This is a genomic window from Streptomyces sp. NPDC034111 (genome assembly GCF_055575375.1).
This window is the reverse complement of the sequence record NZ_JBVIST010000004.1, coordinates 477,343-494,495: the sequence shown is the minus strand read 5'-3', so window position 1 is coordinate 494,495 and position 17,153 is coordinate 477,343. Positions and strand designations below refer to the sequence as shown.

The window sequence follows — 17,153 nt, the reverse complement described above, 5'->3', positions numbered from 1 at the left end:
CCGCCTCGCCCGCCCTGCCCCGCCGGTCCGGTCCGTCCGTCCGCTCCGTGAGACACACTCTGAGACAATCGAACAGGGCGTCTACGCTGCCTGCCGCCCAGGTAGGGCGAAGTAGGGACAAGCTCACCGTCGGCGACGACGCGGCTGCTCGGGGCGGCCTGGGCAGGGCCTAGACTCCCGTCCGTACAGATCGTCGAAGTCGTTGAACAAGCGCAGTCAGGGAGCGAGGGGCGGACGTGCCGGACGCGACCGTACGCACTACCGTCGCCGCGGACTATTTCCAGGGCTATTCGGTCGTCGGGATCATCGCCGTGATCGGTGTGCTCTTCGTCGCCGTGGCCTTCGGGGCCGGGCGGCTGCTGCGGCCTGTCGTGCCGACGCCCGAGAAGATGCTGACGTACGAGTGCGGAGTGGACCCGGTCGGCGAGGGCTGGGCGCACACCCAGGTCCGCTACTACGTCTACGCCTTCCTCTACGTCATCTTCGCCGTCGACTCGATCTTCCTGTTCCCCTGGGCGACGATCTTCGCCGCCCCCGGCTTCGGCGGGGTGACGCTGGTGGAGATGTTCATCTTCCTCGGCTTCCTCGCCGTCGGCCTGCTCTACGCATGGAAGAAGGGCGTCCTGGAATGGACGTGACCCCCGCCTCCAACAGCTCCGCAGCCGCGGCCGAGGGCGCCGCGCCCCAGTTCCTGCCGGAGCCGCGCCGGCTGGGCACCCTCGCCCGGCTCGCGCCCGAACCGATGAAGGTGGTCCTCAACTGGGGCCGCCGCTACAGCCTGTGGGTCTTCAACTTCGGTCTGGCCTGCTGCGCCATCGAGTTCATCGCCGCGTCCATGGCGCGCCATGACTTCATCCGGCTCGGCGTGATCCCGTTCGCGCCCGGCCCGCGCCAGGCCGACCTGATGGTCGTCTCCGGCACCGTCACCGACAAGATGGCGCCCGCGGTCAAGCGGCTCTATGAGCAGATGCCCGAGCCGAAGTACGTGATTTCCTTCGGGGCCTGCTCCAACTGCGGTGGTCCCTACTGGGACTCGTACTCGGTCACCAAGGGCGTCGACCAGATCATCCCGGTCGATGTGTACGTACCGGGCTGCCCGCCGCGGCCCGAGGCGCTGCTCCAGGGCATCCTCAAGCTCCAGGAGAAGATCGCGCGCGAGTCGCTGGGGGAGCGGTACAAGAAGGGCGGCGCCGGCCGGCCTTCGGCGGCCGCACTGCGCAGCGGGCTGGTGACGCCGCCCGCGCCGAAGACGGCGGAGCAGCCGGAGACGGCGGAGCAGCCGAAGGCTTCGGGGAGGAGCTCCGATGAGTGAGCAGCAGCCCGAGCAGGCTCAGCAGCCCGAGCAGGCTCAGGGGGCCGAGAGCGCCGCGGAGCCCGTCGTCGGCTGGCTGCCGCGGCCCGCGAGCGAGCTCTTCGGAACCGGCGCCACCGCCGAGCTGGCGTACGACCTGCTGACCGTCGACGTTCCGGTGGACGGCTGGCTCAGCGCGCTGACGGCCGCCCGTGACGACCTCGGCTGCACCTACTTCGACTGGCTGAGCGCCGTCGACGAGCCCGGCACCGGCTTCCGGATCTGTGCGCACCTCGCCGATGTGGCGCACCCCGGCACCGTCCGCCGGCTGGTCGTACGGACGACGGTCCCGCACGAGACGGCCGCGCTGCCCAGCGCCGTGGGGGTGTACGCGGGCGCCGGCTGGCACGAGCGCGAGACGCACGAGATGTTCGGTGTGGACTTCACAGGACACCCCCACCTCGTGCCGCTGCTGCTCCCGGAGGGCTTCGAGGGGCACCCGCTGCGCAAGGACTTCGTACTGGCGGCGCGGGTCGCCAAGGCGTGGCCGGGAGCCAAGGAGCCAGGGGAGTCCGAGCACGGCGGGCCCAAGCGCCGGCAGATGCTGCCCCCGGGTGTCCCGGACCCGAACGAGTGGGGTCCGTTGAAGGGCCAGCTGCCGCCCGCACCGGCGCGTCCGGCGCGGGGTGCGCGGGCGGCCGGCGGTGCCCGTGCGGCCGGAGCCGCGGCGGGCGAGCGTCCGGCCCGGCGTACCCGCACCGCGAGCGCGGGTTCGGCGAGCCAGCAGACGGCGGGGGAGGCGGCGGGAACCCCCGAGGCTCCGGCGGCCGCACCGGCGCGTGCCGAGCGGCCGGAGCGCCCGGAGCGCCCGGTACGTCGTACCCGCTCGGCGAGCGAGGGATCGGCCGGTCAGCGGCCGGCGGCGACGGACGGGGCCAAGGCCGAGGAGGCTGAGGCTCCGGCGACGGGCGCCCCGGCGCCGGCGCCGCGTTCCTCCGATGCGCCGTGGCACCACGCCCGCCCGGCCTTCGAGGAGCCGGCGAAGCCGACGGAGCCCACGCCGGAACCGCAGCCTGAGCCGGAACCGAAGCCCGAGCCCGAGCAGCGCCCCGCCCCCGCGACGGAGCCCGCCCCCGACGAGAAGACCGAGCCCGAGCACCCGGCAGGAGGCGACACCCCATGAGCGACGCTCTCGACATCGCGCTGCGCCTCCTCGCCGTCTTTGCCGTCTTCCTGGTGTTCCCCCTGGTCATCGGGCAGACCGAGCACAAGGTCATGGCCCATATGCAGGGCCGGCTCGGGCCCATGTACGCGGGTGGGTTCCACGGCTGGGCGCAGCTGGTCGCCGACGGTGTGAAGTTCGCGCAGAAGGAAGACATCGTGCCGGCCGGCGCCGACCGGCGGATCTTCCAGCTCGCGCCCGCCGTCGCCCTGCTGCCGTACCTCCTGGTCCTGGTCGCCATCCCGATAGGGCCGCACAACGCCGTCGGACAAGACCTGGACGCGGGGATCTTCTTCGTCCTCGCGGTCATGGGCGTGGGCGTGCTCGGCTCGCTGATGGCGGGCTGGGCCTCGGCGAACAAGTTCTCGCTGCTCGGTGGTCTGCGGACCGCCGCGCAGCTGCTCGCGTACGAGCTGCCGATGCTGCTCGCCGCGGCGTCGGTCGCGATGGCGGCCGGCACGCTGTCGCTGCCCGGCATCATCGAAGCCTTCCACTGGTGGTGGGTGCCGTGGCAGATCGTGGGCGGCGTGGTCTTCTTCACCGCGGGGCTCGCCGAGCTCCAGCGGCCGCCGTTCGACATGCCGGTCGCCGACTCGGAGATCATCTTCGGTGCGTACACCGAGTACACCGGGCTGCGCTTCGCGCTCTTCCTGCTCGCCGAGTACGCGGGCATCGTCGTCCTCTGCGCGCTGACCTCCGTACTCTTCCTCGGCGGCTGGCACGGCCCGTTCGGCGCCGACGGCCTGGGCTGGCTGTGGACGCTGCTGAAGACCGCGATCCTCGCCTTCGGCGTCATCTGGCTGCGGGTGACCTATCCGCGGCTGCGCGAGGACCAGTTGCAGAAGCTCGCCTGGACGGCCCTCATCCCGCTCGCCCTCGCCCAGATCGCCCTCACCGGCATCGTCAAGGTGGTGATCTCCTCATGAGCTTCCCCGGATCCGGCCTCGCCAAGGGCCTGGCCGTCACCCTGCGGACGATGACGAAGCGTTCGGTCACCGCGCAGTACCCGGACGTCCAGCCCGACCTCGCGCCTCGTACGCGCGGTGTCATCGGGCTGTTCGAGGAGAACTGCACGGTCTGCATGCTGTGTGCGCGGGAGTGCCCGGACTGGTGCATCTACATCGACTCCCACAAGGAGACGGTGCCGCCCGCCGCGCCCGGAGGCCGTGAGCGCAGCCGCAATGTGCTGGACCGCTTCGCGATCGACTTCGCGCTGTGCATGTACTGCGGGATCTGCATCGAGGTCTGCCCCTTCGACGCGCTCTTCTGGTCGCCGGAGTTCGAGTACGCCGAGACGGACATCCGCGACCTGACCCATGAGCGCGACAAGCTCCGGGAGTGGATGTGGACGGTGCCCGAGCCGCCGGCCCTCGACCCGGCGGCCGAGGAGCCCAAGGAGATCGCCGCCGCCCGTAAGGCCGCGGACAAGCTCGCCGCCCAGCAGGCCGCGGAGGCCGAGGCACAGGCCCAGGCCGAAGCCGCGGCCCAGGACGGGGACCAGGAACGACCGGAGAACCCAGGGGAGGGCACGTGACGCTCGCCGCCACCGCAGCAGGCCACGGCTTCCTCTCGCCCACCGGTGTCGAAATCGCCTTCCTCCTCGTCGGTATCGGCACGCTCGGCGCGGCCGTCATCACCGTCACCACCCGGCAGCTGGTGCACGCCGCCCTCTGGCTGGTCGTCGCCCTCGGCGGGGTCGCGATCGAATACCTCCTCCTCACGGCCGAGTTCATCGCCTGGGTGCAGGTACTGATCTACGTCGGTTCCGTCGTCGTCCTCCTGCTCTTCGGGCTGATGCTGACGAAGGCGCCCATCGGCCGCTCCCCGGATGCCGATTCGGGCAACCGCTGGGCCGCGCTCGTGGTGGCGCTCGCCTCGGCCGGCGCCCTGGTCTGGGTCGTCGTCGACGCCTTCCGCGCCACCTGGATCAACCTCGACGGCGCCGCCCAGGGCTCCACCGAGGTCTCCGGGCGCAGCCTCTTCCAGTACTGGGTGCTGCCCTTCGAGGCGCTGTCGGTACTGCTGCTCGCCGCGCTCGTCGGGGCGATCGTGCTGTCCCGCAAGGGCGGTGAGGGTAAGGCCCCCGCGGCGGCCCTCAGGGACGGCGCCCGCGCTTTTGATGCCCCCGCCCCGCGAGAGGAGCAGCGCTGATGCACCTCGCTTATCCGGCCGTCCTCGCCGTCCTCCTCTTCTGCACCGGTCTGTACGGCGTGCTCGCCCGCCGTAACGCGATCCTGGTGCTGATGTCCGTCGAGCTGATGCTCAACGCCGTCAACCTCAACCTCGTCGCCTTCGACGTCTGGCTGCGCGACACCCTGCACGCCGGCCAGGCGCTCACCCTCTTCACCATCGCCATCGCCGCCGCCGAGATCGGCATCGGCCTGGCGATCGTGCTGCTCGTCTACCGCAACCGCGGCAGCTCCGACATCGACCGGCTCCGTGACCTCGCCGAGCGGCCGGACGGGACGGACGCCGCCGAGGCGACAGCGCAGCCGGACACCAAGGCGGAGGCCACCGCGTGACGCTCACGACCACCGCCGTTCTCGTTCCCCTCCTGCCCTTCCTCGGGGCCGTCGCCGGCCTCCTCCTGGGGCGCACCGCGCCCGGTTTCGTACGGCCGCTGGCCGTGCTGCCGACGCTGGCCGCGGCCGCGCTGACCGTGGTCGTCGCCGTCGGCCAGGGCGGCGGCCCGGCCACCGACGTCGCCACCCGGCTCACCCCGACCGGCTCGGTCCCCATCGACCTGGCCCTGCACATCGACGGCTTCGCCGCACTGATCGCCGTGCTGGTCGGGCTCGTGGCGACCTGTGTGCAGCTCTACTCCACCGGCTATCTGCGTGACGACCCGCGCTACCCCTCCTACGCCGCGCTGGTCTCGCTGTTCACCGCGGCGATGCTGCTGGTCGTCTACACCGGCGACCTGATGGTGCTGCTGGTCGGCTGGGAAGTCATGGGCATCTGCTCCTACTTCCTCGTCGGCCACTACTGGGAGACCGAGACCGCCCGCGCCGCCTCCCTCAAGGCCTTCCTGGTCACCAAGCTCGGCGATGTCCCCTTCCTCTTCGGCATCTTCGCGCTGGCCGCCGACACCGGCACCTTCCGCATCACCGGCATCCTCGGCTCGGTCGCCAACGGCGGACTGGAACATCCGACGCTGATCGCCCTGCTGCTGCTCGGCGGCGTCGCGGGCAAGTCGGCGCAGTTCCCGCTGCACACCTGGCTCCCGGACGCGATGGCCGGCCCGACGCCGGTCTCCGCGCTGATCCACGCCGCGACGATGGTGGCGGCCGGTGTCTATGTCGTGGCCCGTCTCCTCCCGGTCTTCGCGGCCTCCGCGGCCGCGCTGGTCGTCCTCGCCGTCATGGCCGCGGTCACCATGGTCGGCTCCGGTCTGGCCGCGCTGGCCCAGGACGACATCAAGCGGGTCCTGGCCTATTCGACGGTCGGCCAGCTCGGCTACATGCTCGGCGCGCTGGCCGTCGGCGACCGCGGCGCCGCCATGTTCCACCTCATGACGCACGGTGCGTTCAAGGCCCTCCTCTTCCTCGGCGCGGGCGTGATCATCCACGCCGCCGGCACCAACTCGCTGGCCGCCATGTCCCGGATGAGCGGTCTGGCCCGGCGCATCCCGGACGCGTACTGGACCGTCACCGTCGCGCTGCTCGCGCTCGCCGCGATCCCGCCGTTCGCCGGCTTCTTCTCCAAGGAAGCCGTCCTGGGCGCCGCCGAGCACGCCGCCACCGGTGGTGCGCACGGCATCCCCGGCGCCGCCGGCTGGACCGTGCTGCTCTCCGGACTGCTCACCGCCCTCCTCACCGCGGCCTACGCCACCCGCCTGTGGCTGCTCGCGTTCAAGGGCAAGGGCGTCGAAGCCCCCGACCACGGCCCGCAGCCGGTGGTCATGAACGCCGTCCTGTGGGTGCTCTTCGTCCCCACCCTCGCGCTCGGCCTCGCGGCCCCCCTCCTGCCCGACTGGTTCGACGGGCGCTCGCTCGCTCCGACCCTGACCACCTCCGTCCTGGGCACCGGTGTCGCCCTCGTCGGCGGCCTGGTCACCTACGCCGCCTGGCGGCACACCACGGCCCTCGCCGCCCGCACCCCGATGGGGGCGGTCGTCGTCGACCCGGACGCGGCCCCCGGCCTCGCCGAGGAGACGGCCATCGCCACCCACGCCCCGGTCTACGGGAACATCGCCGGCGCCGCCGACCCCGCGGACCCCGGCCGCCTCCTCCTCGGCCCGCTGCACCGCCACGCGGCCGTCGGCTTCCACCTCGACGCCGTCTACTCCGCGCTGTTCGTCCGCCCCGTACGCGCCGCCGCCACGCTCGTCCGCTTCCTGGACCGCGAGGTCGTCGACGCCTACGTCCGCGGCGCGGGCGCCGCCCCCCGCCTGCTGGGCGCCGCGGTCCGCCGCGCCCAGACCGGAAACGTGCAGACCTACCTCGGCGCGCTGCTCGCGGGCTCGCTCGTCCTGGCCATCGCCGCCGTCCTCGTCGCTACGGGCACGGGAGCCTGACCGATGCACCTGACTCACACCGCCATGCAGATCCTCCTCGCGGCCGTCGTCGTCCTCCCCCTTGTCGGCGCGCTCGCCGCGCTGCTGCCGGCCCCGCCCGGCCTGAAGGGCAAGAACCCCGACCAGGCCGTCCTGCGCCACGGAGTGACCGTCACCGGCGTTGTGCTCGCCGCCGCCGTCGCGCTGGCCGCCGGCTTCGACCACGCTCACCCGGCCCGTATGCAGGCCACCACCGACCTCAGCTGGATCCCGGCGCTCGGCGTCCATATCCACCTCGGCGTCGACGGCATCTCGCTTCCCCTCGTCGTCATGACCGCGCTGCTGACCTTCCTCTGCGCGCTCTATTCGTACTTCCACATGCCAACGGGCCCGTCTCCCAAGGCATTTGTAGCCCTGCTGCTCGTCCTGGAGGCCGGCACCCTCGCCACCTTCGCCGTCCTGGACCTGATGCTCTTCTTCCTCGCCTTCGAGATGGTCCTCATCCCGATGTACTTCCTCATCGCCCGCTGGGGCGGTGCGGGAAAGCAGGCGGCGGCCTGGAAGTTCATCCTCTACACGCTGCTCGGCTCCGTCGTGATGCTGCTCGGCCTCCTCCTCATCGGCGTGAAATCCGGCACGTTCGACATGGTGGCACTCGCCACTGACAACGGCCCGAAAGCCCAGCTCAGCCACACCGTTCAGCTTCTCGCGGTGCTCACCATCGGCATCGGACTGGCCGTCAAGTCCCCGCTGTGGCCACTGCACAGCTGGCTGCCCGACGCGCACACCGCCGCCCCCACCGTCGGTTCGGTGCTGCTGGCCGGCGTCCTGCTGAAGATGGGCACGTACGGGTTCGTCCGGATCGCGCTGCCGATCACCCCCGAAGGCATGCACACCTTCGCGCCGTACCTCGCCGCACTGGCCGCCGTCGGCATCATCTACGGCTCGCTCGCCTGCCTCGCCCTGGTCCGCAAGGGTGCCCAGGGCGACCTCAAGCGCCTGATCGCCTACAGCTCCGTCGGCCACATGGGCTTCGTCCTGCTCGGCATCGCCAGCATGACCCCCACCGGCGTCAACGGCGCCCTGTTCGCCAACATCGCCCACGGTCTGATCACCGGGCTGCTCTTCTTCCTGGTCGGCGCCCTCAAGGACCGCACCGGCAGCACCGACCTCGACACCCTCGCCGGCACCACCGGCGCCGCCCTCTACGGCAAGGCCCCCCGCTTCGGCGGCCTGCTCGCCTTCGGGGCCGTCGCCTCGCTCGGCCTCCCCGGACTGGCCGGCTTCTGGGGCGAGATGCTCGCCATGTTCGGCGCCTTCCGGCCGGCCGCCGGCCTGAGCCGCCCCGCCTTCCTGACGTTCATGGTCCTGGCCGGCCTCGGCACCCTGCTGACCGCCGCATATCTGCTGCTGGTCGTCCGCCGGGTCTGCATGGGCGGCACCCCGCACCTCGCCACGACCGCGCCGCTCGGCGCCGGGAGCGACCCGGACGACCCCGCCCCGGGAGAGTCCGCGCCGGTCACCGCTGCCGTCCTCCCCGACCTCGCGCGCTACGAGTACGCGGCCTGGAGCCCCCTCGCCGTCCTGACCGTCCTCGCCGGACTGTGGCCCGCGGCCCTCCTCGGCCTCACCGACCCGGCCGTCCAGCAGCTCCTCGGAGGCGGTAAGTGATGAGTCAGGTCACCTCTCTGGTCCAGTCCGTCGACTGGCTCGCCATCGCGCCGCCCACCCTCGCCGCGACCGTCGCCCTGGTGGTGCTCGTCGCCGACCTCTTCCTCCCGGCGGCCCGCAAGCCGCTGCTGGGCTGGATCGCCACGGCCGGCCTCGCGCTCGCGGCCCTCTCGCTCCTGCCCCTCCTGAACGGCGACCGCCGCACCTTCTGCCTCACCGGGCAGCCCGACGTGTGCAGCTATGTGGCGGACCCGTTCACCTTGGTCATCCAGTTCCTGGTGCTCGCCGGCGCGCTGCTGACCGCCCTGCTGTCCATCGACACCATCAAGGACCACGACCTGCCCACCGGCGAGTACTGGTTCCTGCTGCTGTCGTCGGCCGCCGGCGCCGCCCTGCTGCCCGCCTCCCGGGACCTCGCCACCCTCGTCATCGCCCTGGAGGTGGCCTCGCTGCCCGCGTTCGCCCTCGTAGGGCTGCGGCGCGGGGACCGGCTCTCCTCCGAGGCGGCGCTGAAGTTCTTCCTCTCCTCGGTGGCCGCCACCGCCGTGATGCTGCTCGGCGTGAGCTTCCTGTACGCCGCCACCGGCAGCCTGTACCTCTCCAAGGTGGCGCACGCCCTCACCGGCCTGCCCGACCCGCGGCTGGCCACCCTGGCGAGCGCCGGCGTCGCGCTCACCCTGGTCGGCTTCGCCTTCAAGACCGCGGCCGCCCCGTTCCACTTCTGGGTGCCGGACACCTACGTCGGCGCGCCGCTGCCGATCGCCGGCTACCTCTCCGTGGTCGGCAAGGCCGTCGGCTTCTCCGGCCTGATCCTCGTCACCGTCCAGGGCTTCCCCGCGTACGCCGACGTCTGGGGCCCGGCGCTGGCCGTGCTCGCCGCGCTCACCATGACCGTCGGCAATGTCGCGGCCCTGCGCCAGGACCCGCAGCGTGCGCACAGCGCGGTACGTCTGCTCGCCTGGTCCTCGGTCGGCCAGGCCGGCTACCTCCTGGTCCCCCTCGCGGCGGCCGGTTACGCGCACCGTCCGGCGCACGCCATCGGCGCCACCGTCGCCTACGCCCTGATGTACGCGGCGGTGAACCTCGGCGCCTTCGCGGTCGCGGCCCTGGTGGCCCGTACGCGCCCCGCCAACCGCATCGCCGACTACCGGGGCCTGTACCACCGGCGCCCCCTGGTGGCGCTCGCCCTCGGCTTCTTCCTGCTCTGCCTGGCCGGTCTGCCGCCGGGCATCATCGGCCTGTTCGCCAAGGTCGTGGTCTTCTCCGCGGCCGTCGACGCCGGACTGGCCTGGCTCGCCGTGCTCATGGCCGTCAATGTCGTGATCGCGCTCTACTACTACCTCCAGTGGACCGCGGTGCTCTTCCGGGGCGCCGAGGAGGCCGGGGCCGCACCGGAGGCCCAGCGGCCGCCGCACGCCAGGATCCCGGCCCCGCTCGCCACGGCCATCGGCCTCGCCACCGTCCTCGGCGTCGCCCTCTCCGGCGCCCCGCAGCTCGTCCTGCGGTTCGCGTCCGGCGCGCTGCTCTAGGGGGAAGGACCCGGGAGCCTCCCGGGCCCCTCGCCGTGCACAAGGGAACCAGGCCCCTTCATCTCGCGTTGACCAGTGCGTAAGGGTCCACTGAGAGTGGAGCAACGAAGCACAGGGTTCCCCTGCCGCACCGCTTGGAGGGCGTACCGTGCACCGCCGGCACAACGGGCTCAGGACGGCCGTACTCCTCGGGGGGCTGTCCGCACTCATCATCGTCATCGGCAGCTTCTTCGGCCGTACGGGCCTGATCGTCGCCGTCCTGATCGCCCTGAGCACCAACGCCTACGCGTACTGGAACAGCGACAAGCTGGCCCTGCGGGCCATGCGGGCCCGCCCGGTCAGCGAGTTCGAGGCGCCACAGCTCTACCGGATGGTCCGCGAGCTCTCGACGGCGGCCCGCCAGCCCATGCCGCGGCTCTACCTCTCCCCGACCCAGGCACCCAACGCCTTCGCCACCGGCCGCAACCCCCGCAACGCCGCGGTCTGCTGTACGGACGGCATCCTCCAGCTCCTCGACGAGCGCGAACTGCGCGGCGTCATCGGCCATGAGCTCAGCCATGTCTACAACCGCGACATCCTCATCTCCTCCGTCGCGGGCGCGCTGGCCTCAGTCGTGATGTTCCTGGTCAACTTCGCCTGGCTGATCCCGATAGGCCGCTCCGAAGACGACGAGGGCCCCGGCATCCTGGGCATGCTGCTGATCATGATCCTCGGCCCGGTCGCCGCCGCGCTGATCCAGCTGGCCGTCAGCCGCTCCCGCGAGTACCAGGCGGACGCCTCGGGCGCCCAGCTCACCGGCGACCCGCTCGCCCTGGCCTCCGCCCTGCGCAAGCTGGAGATCGGCACCCAGCAGCTCCCGCTGCCGCCCGAGCCGCGTCTGGAGAACGCGGGACACATGATGATCGCCAACCCCTTCCGGGCCGGCGAGGGCAGGTCCCGGCTCTTCTCCACCCACCCCCCGATGCGCGAGCGGATCACCCGCCTCGAACGGATGGCGGGCCACCACCGCCCCTGAGACCCACGGGCCGGCCGGCCGGTGGCAGCCCCCTCCCGCCCGTCGCATCATGAGTGCAACGATTCACCGGTCCCGGTGCGTCTAGCAGGGCAGTTACGTTCTCCGCCGTGCCCGTGGAAGGCTGCCGATCATGAAAACCCTCCTCAACGTCCTCTGGCTGGTCCTCAGCGGCCTCTGGCTGGCGCTCGGCTATGTCGTCGCGGGCATCATCTGCTGCATCCTGATCATCACGATCCCGTTCGGCATCGCGTCGTTCCGGATAGCCGGCTACGCCCTCTGGCCCTTCGGTCGTACGACCGTCGTGCGGCACGACGCCGGCGTCGGCTCGGCGATCGGCAATGTCATCTGGATCATCTTCGCGGGCTGGTGGCTGGCCCTGGGCCATATCGTCACCGGTCTCGCCCTGTGCGTGACGATCATCGGCATCCCGTTCGGCATCGCCAACTTCAAGATGATCCCGATCTCCCTCGTCCCCCTGGGCCGCGACATCGTCCCCACGGACCAGCCGTTCGCCACCCGCTGACGCCGAGCCCGGCCGCCGGCCGTACGGGTCCCCCCGTGGTCACACCCGTACGAGCCCCCGCGGGGTCACGAACCGCTTGAACCCGGCCGGCTCGACCCCGGGCAGGCTCGCGATGAGGTTCTGCACCTCGCCGCCTGCCCGGAGCGAGGTGTCCACCACCCGCTGGTGGGCCTCCGGGGACGTCCACTCGCTGTAGTTGACGACCCGGGTGCCGTCCTCGCTGAGGTGGAAGTGCGAGCCGATCCCGCCCGTTCCCTGCTGCCGCTCGCCGAGCAGGCCGAACAGGCCGTCGACGAGCTCCCGGGCCGCTTCGTGCCCCGTGGTCCGGAAGGCCACGCGGACGACGCAGCCCGGGACCTCCGGCTCCCCCTGGGGCAGCATGCTGCGGTACAGCCGGTAACGGCCCGGCCCGGCATTGCCGACGTCCCCCACGGCGTCCAGCACCGCCGCGATCCGCCCGCTCAGCCCGGTGTCCTCGCTCCGTACGAACTCCCGGTGCGCCACGTCGCTCGTCCACTGCGCGTAGTTGAGCACGCTGCGCCCGTCCGTCCCGGCGAACAGCACCCGCGACAGAAAGCCCGCGGGCAGCGGCGTCTGCGCCCACGCCCGGGCGACACCGTCCAGGACGGCCCGCTGCCCCTCGGGGCCGCCCGCGTCCCACTCACTGATCAGTACGGTCCCGGCATCCGGCCGCCGCACCTCGGGGAACACATCCACGAGAAACCCGTCCTGAGGGGCGGCCACCGGCCCGCCCTGCGCACCACGCGAAGAAGTCCGTGAAGAAGTCATGGCCCGAGCCTGCAACCTCAACCGCGATCGAGGTCAACCTTCGCCCGGGCACCGGACCGCCCCCGAACGCCGGTGGGGCGGCACGCCGAAGCGCGCCGCCCCATCCATGGCACCCGGAAACCGGGCTGCTACCGGTAGTTCACGAACTGAATGGCGAAGTCCAGGTCCTTGCCCTTGAGCAGCTGCTGCACCGCCTGAAGGTCGTCCCGGCTCTTCGAGCTGACCCGCAGCTCGTCGCCCTGCACCTGCGCCTTGACGCCCTTGGGGCCCTCGTCGCGGATGATCTTGGCGACCTTCTTCGCGTTCTCCTGGGAGATCCCCTCCTCGATGGAGGCGAAGATCTTGTACTCCTTGCCCGAGGCCTGCGGCTCGCCGGCGTCCAGCGCCTTCAGCGAGATCCCGCGCTTGACCAGCTTGGACTGGAAGATGTCGAGCACGGCCTTGACGCGCTCCTCGGCGTTGGCCCGCATCTCGATCTTCTCGCCCGACCATGCGATCGAGGCGTCCACGCCCTTGAAGTCGTAGCGCGTCGAGATCTCCTTGGCGGCCTGGTTGAGGGCGTTGTCGACCTCCTGCCGCTCTACCTTCGAGACGATGTCGAAACTGGAGTCGGCCATGTTGAGTTGGCTCCTCGTACGTAGATCCGTCAGGGGTGCGGACCGTCCCCGGACCGCCTGCCAAGCCTAGCCACCCGGCCAAGATCCAGCGCTCTCGAATCGAGTGGCGAACCACCCCCAGCCATCGGGTATGGTTTACGTCGTTGCCACGGAGCACCGCCCCCAAGCGGCTCTCCCGGCAGCAAACCCTGGCGGTGTGCCCGAGCGGCCAAAGGGAGCAGACTGTAAATCTGCCGGCTTCGCCTTCCCAGGTTCGAATCCTGGCGCCGCCACAGGTGTGAAGGGGCCCCTGAATCGTAGAAATACGGTTCAGGGGCCCCTTTCGTTACCCCTGCCTCATGGGCCCGGGCCCCTCAGGACCCCGCCACCGCCCGTACCGCGTCCGCGACCGGTACGTCCCCGCTGATCAGCTCCAGCGTGCGGCCGATGGTGCCCGGCTCGGCGAGCAGCTCCGCCAGGACGGCCGCCACATCGTCGCGGGACACCGGTCCCCGGCCGGTGGCGTCGGCCAGGGTGACCAGGCCGGACCCGGCGTCGTCGGTCAGCCGGCCGGGCCGCAGGATCGTCCAGTCCAGGCCCGCGCGGGCCCGTACGTCCGCGTCCGCGGCGCCCTTCGCGCGGAGGTACGCGGCGAAGACCGGGTCGGTGCCCTCGGGGGGCTCGCGGTCCGCGCCCATGGCGGAGATGACGAGGAAGCGCCGTACGCCTGCGGCCTCGGCCGCGTCCGCGAAGAGCGCCGCCGCGCCGCGGTCCACCGTGTCCTTGCGCTCGATGCCGCTGCCCGGCCCGGCGCCCGCGGCGAAGACGGCCGCGTCCGCGCCGTCCATGTGCCGGGCGACGTCCTCCACGGACGCCGACTCCAGGTCGCAGACCACCGGCTCGGCGCCCGCGGCCAGCACGTCGCCGGCCTGCTCCGGCCGCCGGATGATGCCCGCGACCTCGTCCCCGCGCTTGGCGAGCAAACGCTCCAGCCGCAGCGCGATCTGACCATGTCCACCTGCGATGACAATGCGCATGATCCCGACCGTACGCCGAAGCGCCGTCGGCGGATGCGGGACCGGCCGGTCGAGGGGCGCCTTCCCGCCCCCGGCCCCTCCCCGGAATCAGCCGCTCAGCGCTGCGACTGCCGGGGCAGTTCCAGCGCCACCTCCGCCGCCGAGTCGCAGTACTCGCGCACCGCGCTGGTGCGGGCGACCACCCGCCCGCGGTGGATCACGATCCGGCTGTACGCGAGCGAGAGCACCCCGGCGATCCGCTCACCGCGTACGGCCAGCAGCTCCGCCGGGAAGCCCGCCTCGACGCGTACCTCCGGCAGGCCCAGCGTCATGCGCGCCGCCGAGCTCACCGTCTCGTAGGCGGCCTCCGGGGTCGCCTCGCCCAGGGATGCCAGAAGGTACGCGGCCTCCAACGGGTCGCCGCGCCCCACCGGGTTCGCCACGTCCCGCAGCGCCCCGCTGCCGGCCGCCACCCGCACCCCGGCGGCCCGCAGCAGCCGTACCGGAGCCGGCCGCGCCACCCGTGAGCCGTACCGCTCCAGCCCCGTGCAGTCGCCCTGCGGCAGGCATACGACGGCGACATCGGCGGCGGCCAGCTGCTCGGCGACCCGGCCGGCGACACTGCGCGGCATCCGCGCCATACCGGCGCACGGGCCGAGCGCCACACCCGGCCGCAGCCCGCCGGACATCGCTGCGAAGCGGGCCAGCCGGGCCGGGTCGTCACCGTCGGTGTGCAGATCCACCGGGCAGCCGTGTTCATCCGCCAGCTCCAGGACCGTCTCGACATAGCCGGCCGGATCGGGGTCCAGGTCCGGGCAGCCGCCGATGACCGAGGCGCCCATCTTGACGGCGTCGCGGAGCATCGCCAGGCCGTCGGCGCCGGCGACGCCGGTCAGCACCCGCGGCACCGCGACCGCCGCCAGATCGGCGAGCCCGCGCAGCGAACGGCGCGCCTGGAGCACCGCCTCCAGGGAGCGCAGGCCCTGTACGTCGCCGATCCTGACGTGGCTGCGGGAGGCGGTGGCGCCGTGCCCCAGCTGGAGCAACGCGGCCTCGGTGGTCCGCCGCTGGACGTCCTCGGGGGAGCCGGAGGCGGGGCCGTCGGAGTCCGCGGTCAGTGCGGTGTCGCAGTGCGCGTGCGGCTCGGCGGGGGCGGGGAGCAGCAGATAGCCGGCGAGGTCGACCCGGGCGCCCTGCGGGGCGAGGCTGCCGGCCGTCCCCACGGCCTCGATGCGCCCGCTGCCCAGCCGTACGTCCACGGTGCGGCCGTCGGCGAGCCGGGCGCCGCACAGGACCAGTGCGCCGCTGTCCGACCTGGTGAACCGGCCGGTGCCGCCCGGCTTTCCCGGCTGCGGCTGCGGCGAACTGCTGTCGGACATCGCGCTCCTCGAAGGCACCCGGGCGTGCAAGATCACGCAGCGTGCTTCCGAGACTAGGGCGCCGCCGGGAGAGCTTCGCGCAGGCGCGAAATAGTCGTACCGGTGTGGTGCGCGGGGCTGTTGGGGCGTTGCCGGGATACGGATTTCACGTTTGGCGGCGGGCCGTGTAATGTCTTCATCGCTCGCCCCAATAGCTCAGTCGGCAGAGCGTCTCCATGGTAAGGAGAAGGTCTACGGTTCGATTCCGTATTGGGGCTCTGATGTGTGAGGTTCCCGCCTTCGGGCGGGGTCCCCTCGCATCACAGCGGTGTAGCTCAGTCGGTAGAGCAAGCGGCTCATAATCGCTGTGTCACCGGTTCAAGTCCGGTCACCGCTACTGACAGTAGCCGATTGTGGGGTCGGTCCTTCGATCGGCTACTCTTTTCTGCGTTCATCCGTCCATCCGTCCGTCAAGGAGCACTCACGTGGCTGCCACCGACGTCCGCCCGAAGATCACGCTGGCCTGCGTGGAGTGCAAGGAGCGGAACTACATCACCAAGAAGAACCGGCGTAACGACCCGGACCGTCTTGAGATGAAGAAGCACTGCCCGCGCTGCAACTCGCACACTGCGCATCGCGAGACGCGATAACACAGGCTAGTCCGTGAGGCCGTCCCCATTCGTGGGGGCGGCCTCACGGCGTTATCACCATCAGTACACGGAGGTTGCGAGCCCATGGCGCTCGACCAGTCTTTTGTCGGCCGCACATACCCGCCCACCGAGCCCTATGAGGTCGGCCGGGAAAAGATCCGCGAATTCGCCGAGGCGATCGGGGACCCCAACCCCGCTTACACCGACGCCGAAGCGGCCAAGGCTCTCGGTCACCCCGATGTGATCGCGCCGCCGACTTTTGTGTTCGCGATCACTTTCAAGGCCGCCGGACAGGTCATCGAGGACCCGCAACTGGGCCTGGACTACAGCCGGGTGGTGCACGGCGACCAGAAGTTCGCCTACACCCGGCCGGTGCGCAGCGGTGACCGGCTGGCCGTCACCTCCACCATCGAGGCGGTCAAGACCATGGCGGGCAACGACATCATCGACATCCGCGGCGAGGTGCACGACGAGGCGGGCGAACACGTCGTGACCGCCTTCACCAAGCTGGTGTCCCGTCGCGCCGAGGAGGCCTGAAATGACCGCGAAGATCTCTTACGACGACGTCGAGGTCGGCACCGAACTCCCGGCGCAGACCTTCCCGGTGACCCGCGCGACGCTCGTGCGCTACGCGGGCGCCTCCGGCGACTTCAACCCGATCCACTGGAACGAGAAGTTCGCCAAGGAGGTCGGACTGCCCGACGTCATCGCCCACGGGATGTTCACCATGGCCGAGGCGATCCGGGTGGTCACCGACTGGGCCGGTGACCCGGGCGCGGTCGCCGAATACGGGGTGCGCTTCACCAAGCCCGTCGTCGTCCCCAACGACGACGAGGGCGCGCAGATCGAGGTCAGCGGCAAGGTCGCGGCCAAGCTCGACGACGACGCCCGTACGGTCCGGGTCGACCTCACCGCGATGAGTGCCGGCCAGAAGGTGCTGGGCATGTCCCGCGCCGTGGTCCGTCTGGCCTGAGCCGGCCGCGGGCGGGTGCCGGGGG

The 17,153-nt window shown here is 71.6% G+C and carries 19 protein-coding genes and 3 tRNA genes; 18 read left to right on the top strand and 4 right to left on the bottom strand.

The annotated features are described in order from the left end of the window. The first annotated feature begins 236 nt into the window (after positions 1 to 236). The 12 genes from ACZ55A_RS14355 (at position 237) to ACZ55A_RS14300 (ending at position 11,746) form a co-directional block, all read left to right on the top strand. The gene (locus ACZ55A_RS14355; RefSeq protein WP_468838998.1) at positions 237 to 638 is read left to right on the top strand and encodes an NADH-quinone oxidoreductase subunit A; all 402 of its coding nucleotides are present in this window, start codon (positions 237 to 239) and stop codon (positions 636 to 638) included. After that, complete coding sequence (locus ACZ55A_RS14350; RefSeq protein WP_468838996.1) at positions 629 to 1,312, top strand: NADH-quinone oxidoreductase subunit B; 684 nt, start codon at positions 629 to 631, stop codon at positions 1,310 to 1,312. The genes ACZ55A_RS14355 and ACZ55A_RS14350 overlap by 10 nt, the downstream gene beginning before the upstream one ends. Further along, positions 1,305 to 2,474: an NADH-quinone oxidoreductase subunit C gene (locus tag ACZ55A_RS14345; RefSeq protein ID WP_468838993.1), complete on the top strand. Its 1,170-nt coding sequence runs from the start codon at positions 1,305 to 1,307 to the stop codon at positions 2,472 to 2,474. Before ACZ55A_RS14350 ends, ACZ55A_RS14345 begins: the two co-directional genes overlap by 8 nt. Further along, on the top strand, positions 2,471 to 3,439 hold the full coding sequence (locus ACZ55A_RS14340) for a complex I subunit 1/NuoH family protein (RefSeq protein WP_468838990.1): 969 nt from the start codon (positions 2,471 to 2,473) through the stop codon (positions 3,437 to 3,439). The genes ACZ55A_RS14345 and ACZ55A_RS14340 overlap by 4 nt, the downstream gene beginning before the upstream one ends. Beyond that, positions 3,436 to 4,047, top strand: coding sequence for a NuoI/complex I 23 kDa subunit family protein (locus ACZ55A_RS14335; RefSeq protein WP_468838987.1), 612 nt, complete (start codon positions 3,436 to 3,438; stop codon positions 4,045 to 4,047). The genes ACZ55A_RS14340 and ACZ55A_RS14335 overlap by 4 nt, the downstream gene beginning before the upstream one ends. Beyond that, positions 4,044 to 4,664 carry an NADH-quinone oxidoreductase subunit J family protein gene (locus ACZ55A_RS14330; RefSeq protein ID WP_468838985.1) on the top strand — a complete coding sequence of 207 codons (621 nt, stop codon included), beginning with the start codon at positions 4,044 to 4,046 and terminating at the stop codon, positions 4,662 to 4,664. The genes ACZ55A_RS14335 and ACZ55A_RS14330 overlap by 4 nt, the downstream gene beginning before the upstream one ends. Beyond that, positions 4,664 to 5,035, top strand: a complete 372-nt coding sequence (gene nuoK, locus ACZ55A_RS14325) for an NADH-quinone oxidoreductase subunit NuoK (RefSeq protein ID WP_468838983.1) — start codon at positions 4,664 to 4,666, stop codon at positions 5,033 to 5,035. The genes ACZ55A_RS14330 and nuoK overlap by 1 nt, the downstream gene beginning before the upstream one ends. Continuing rightward, positions 5,032 to 7,029 carry an NADH-quinone oxidoreductase subunit 5 family protein gene (locus ACZ55A_RS14320; protein ID WP_468838980.1) on the top strand — a complete coding sequence of 666 codons (1,998 nt, stop codon included), beginning with the start codon at positions 5,032 to 5,034 and terminating at the stop codon, positions 7,027 to 7,029. The genes nuoK and ACZ55A_RS14320 overlap by 4 nt, the downstream gene beginning before the upstream one ends. Before the next feature lie 24 nt (positions 7,030 to 7,053). Next, positions 7,054 to 8,679 carry a complex I subunit 4 family protein gene (locus tag ACZ55A_RS14315; RefSeq protein ID WP_468839163.1) on the top strand — a complete coding sequence of 542 codons (1,626 nt, stop codon included), beginning with the start codon at positions 7,054 to 7,056 and terminating at the stop codon, positions 8,677 to 8,679. Next, positions 8,679 to 10,208 carry an NADH-quinone oxidoreductase subunit N gene (locus ACZ55A_RS14310; RefSeq protein WP_468838978.1) on the top strand — a complete coding sequence of 510 codons (1,530 nt, stop codon included), beginning with the start codon at positions 8,679 to 8,681 and terminating at the stop codon, positions 10,206 to 10,208. Before ACZ55A_RS14315 ends, ACZ55A_RS14310 begins: the two co-directional genes overlap by 1 nt. A 148-nt stretch (positions 10,209 to 10,356) precedes the next feature. Then, positions 10,357 to 11,223, top strand: a complete 867-nt coding sequence (gene htpX, locus ACZ55A_RS14305) for a zinc metalloprotease HtpX (protein WP_468838975.1) — start codon at positions 10,357 to 10,359, stop codon at positions 11,221 to 11,223. 130 nt (positions 11,224 to 11,353) lie between these two features. Continuing rightward, entirely contained in the window at positions 11,354 to 11,746 is a 393-nt protein-coding gene (locus ACZ55A_RS14300; RefSeq protein ID WP_468838972.1) for a YccF domain-containing protein, read from the top strand. A 39-nt stretch (positions 11,747 to 11,785) separates the two neighbouring features. Here ACZ55A_RS14300 and ACZ55A_RS14295 read toward each other — a convergent pair whose 3' ends face one another. Beyond that, positions 11,786 to 12,535, bottom strand: a complete 750-nt coding sequence (locus ACZ55A_RS14295) for an antibiotic biosynthesis monooxygenase (protein WP_468838969.1) — start codon at positions 12,533 to 12,535, stop codon at positions 11,786 to 11,788. A gap of 128 nt (positions 12,536 to 12,663) precedes the next feature. Then, on the bottom strand, positions 12,664 to 13,152 hold the full coding sequence (locus tag ACZ55A_RS14290) for a YajQ family cyclic di-GMP-binding protein (protein ID WP_385860563.1): 489 nt from the start codon (positions 13,150 to 13,152) through the stop codon (positions 12,664 to 12,666). Between the two features lie 190 nt (positions 13,153 to 13,342). Here ACZ55A_RS14290 and ACZ55A_RS14285 point away from each other — a divergent pair. Continuing rightward, a tRNA-Tyr gene (locus tag ACZ55A_RS14285) sits at positions 13,343 to 13,424 on the top strand. An 81-nt stretch (positions 13,425 to 13,505) separates the two neighbouring features. Here ACZ55A_RS14285 and ACZ55A_RS14280 read toward each other — a convergent pair. Together ACZ55A_RS14280 and ACZ55A_RS14275 are read right to left on the bottom strand one after the other, a co-directional pair. Next, on the bottom strand, positions 13,506 to 14,168 hold the full coding sequence (locus ACZ55A_RS14280) for an NAD(P)H-binding protein (protein ID WP_468838966.1): 663 nt from the start codon (positions 14,166 to 14,168) through the stop codon (positions 13,506 to 13,508). A 95-nt stretch (positions 14,169 to 14,263) separates the two neighbouring features. Continuing rightward, positions 14,264 to 15,526, bottom strand: coding sequence for an amidohydrolase family protein (locus ACZ55A_RS14275; RefSeq protein WP_468838963.1), 1,263 nt, complete (start codon positions 15,524 to 15,526; stop codon positions 14,264 to 14,266). A 184-nt stretch (positions 15,527 to 15,710) separates the two neighbouring features. Here ACZ55A_RS14275 and ACZ55A_RS14270 point away from each other — a divergent pair. The 5 genes from ACZ55A_RS14270 (at position 15,711) to ACZ55A_RS14250 (ending at position 17,128) form a co-directional block, all read left to right on the top strand. Next, positions 15,711 to 15,783 (top strand) — tRNA-Thr (locus ACZ55A_RS14270). 46 nt (positions 15,784 to 15,829) lie between these two features. Further along, positions 15,830 to 15,902: transfer RNA gene (locus tag ACZ55A_RS14265), tRNA-Met, on the top strand. 88 nt (positions 15,903 to 15,990) lie between these two features. Continuing rightward, a complete protein-coding gene (rpmG, locus tag ACZ55A_RS14260; RefSeq protein WP_006604855.1) occupies positions 15,991 to 16,155 on the top strand; it encodes a 50S ribosomal protein L33 in 165 nt (54 codons plus the stop codon). Between the two features lie 84 nt (positions 16,156 to 16,239). Beyond that, positions 16,240 to 16,692 carry an FAS1-like dehydratase domain-containing protein gene (locus tag ACZ55A_RS14255; protein ID WP_468838960.1) on the top strand — a complete coding sequence of 151 codons (453 nt, stop codon included), beginning with the start codon at positions 16,240 to 16,242 and terminating at the stop codon, positions 16,690 to 16,692. 1 nt (position 16,693) lies between these two features. Continuing rightward, entirely contained in the window at positions 16,694 to 17,128 is a 435-nt protein-coding gene (locus tag ACZ55A_RS14250; RefSeq protein WP_468838957.1) for a MaoC family dehydratase, read from the top strand. Positions 17,129 to 17,153: the final 25 nt, after the last annotated feature.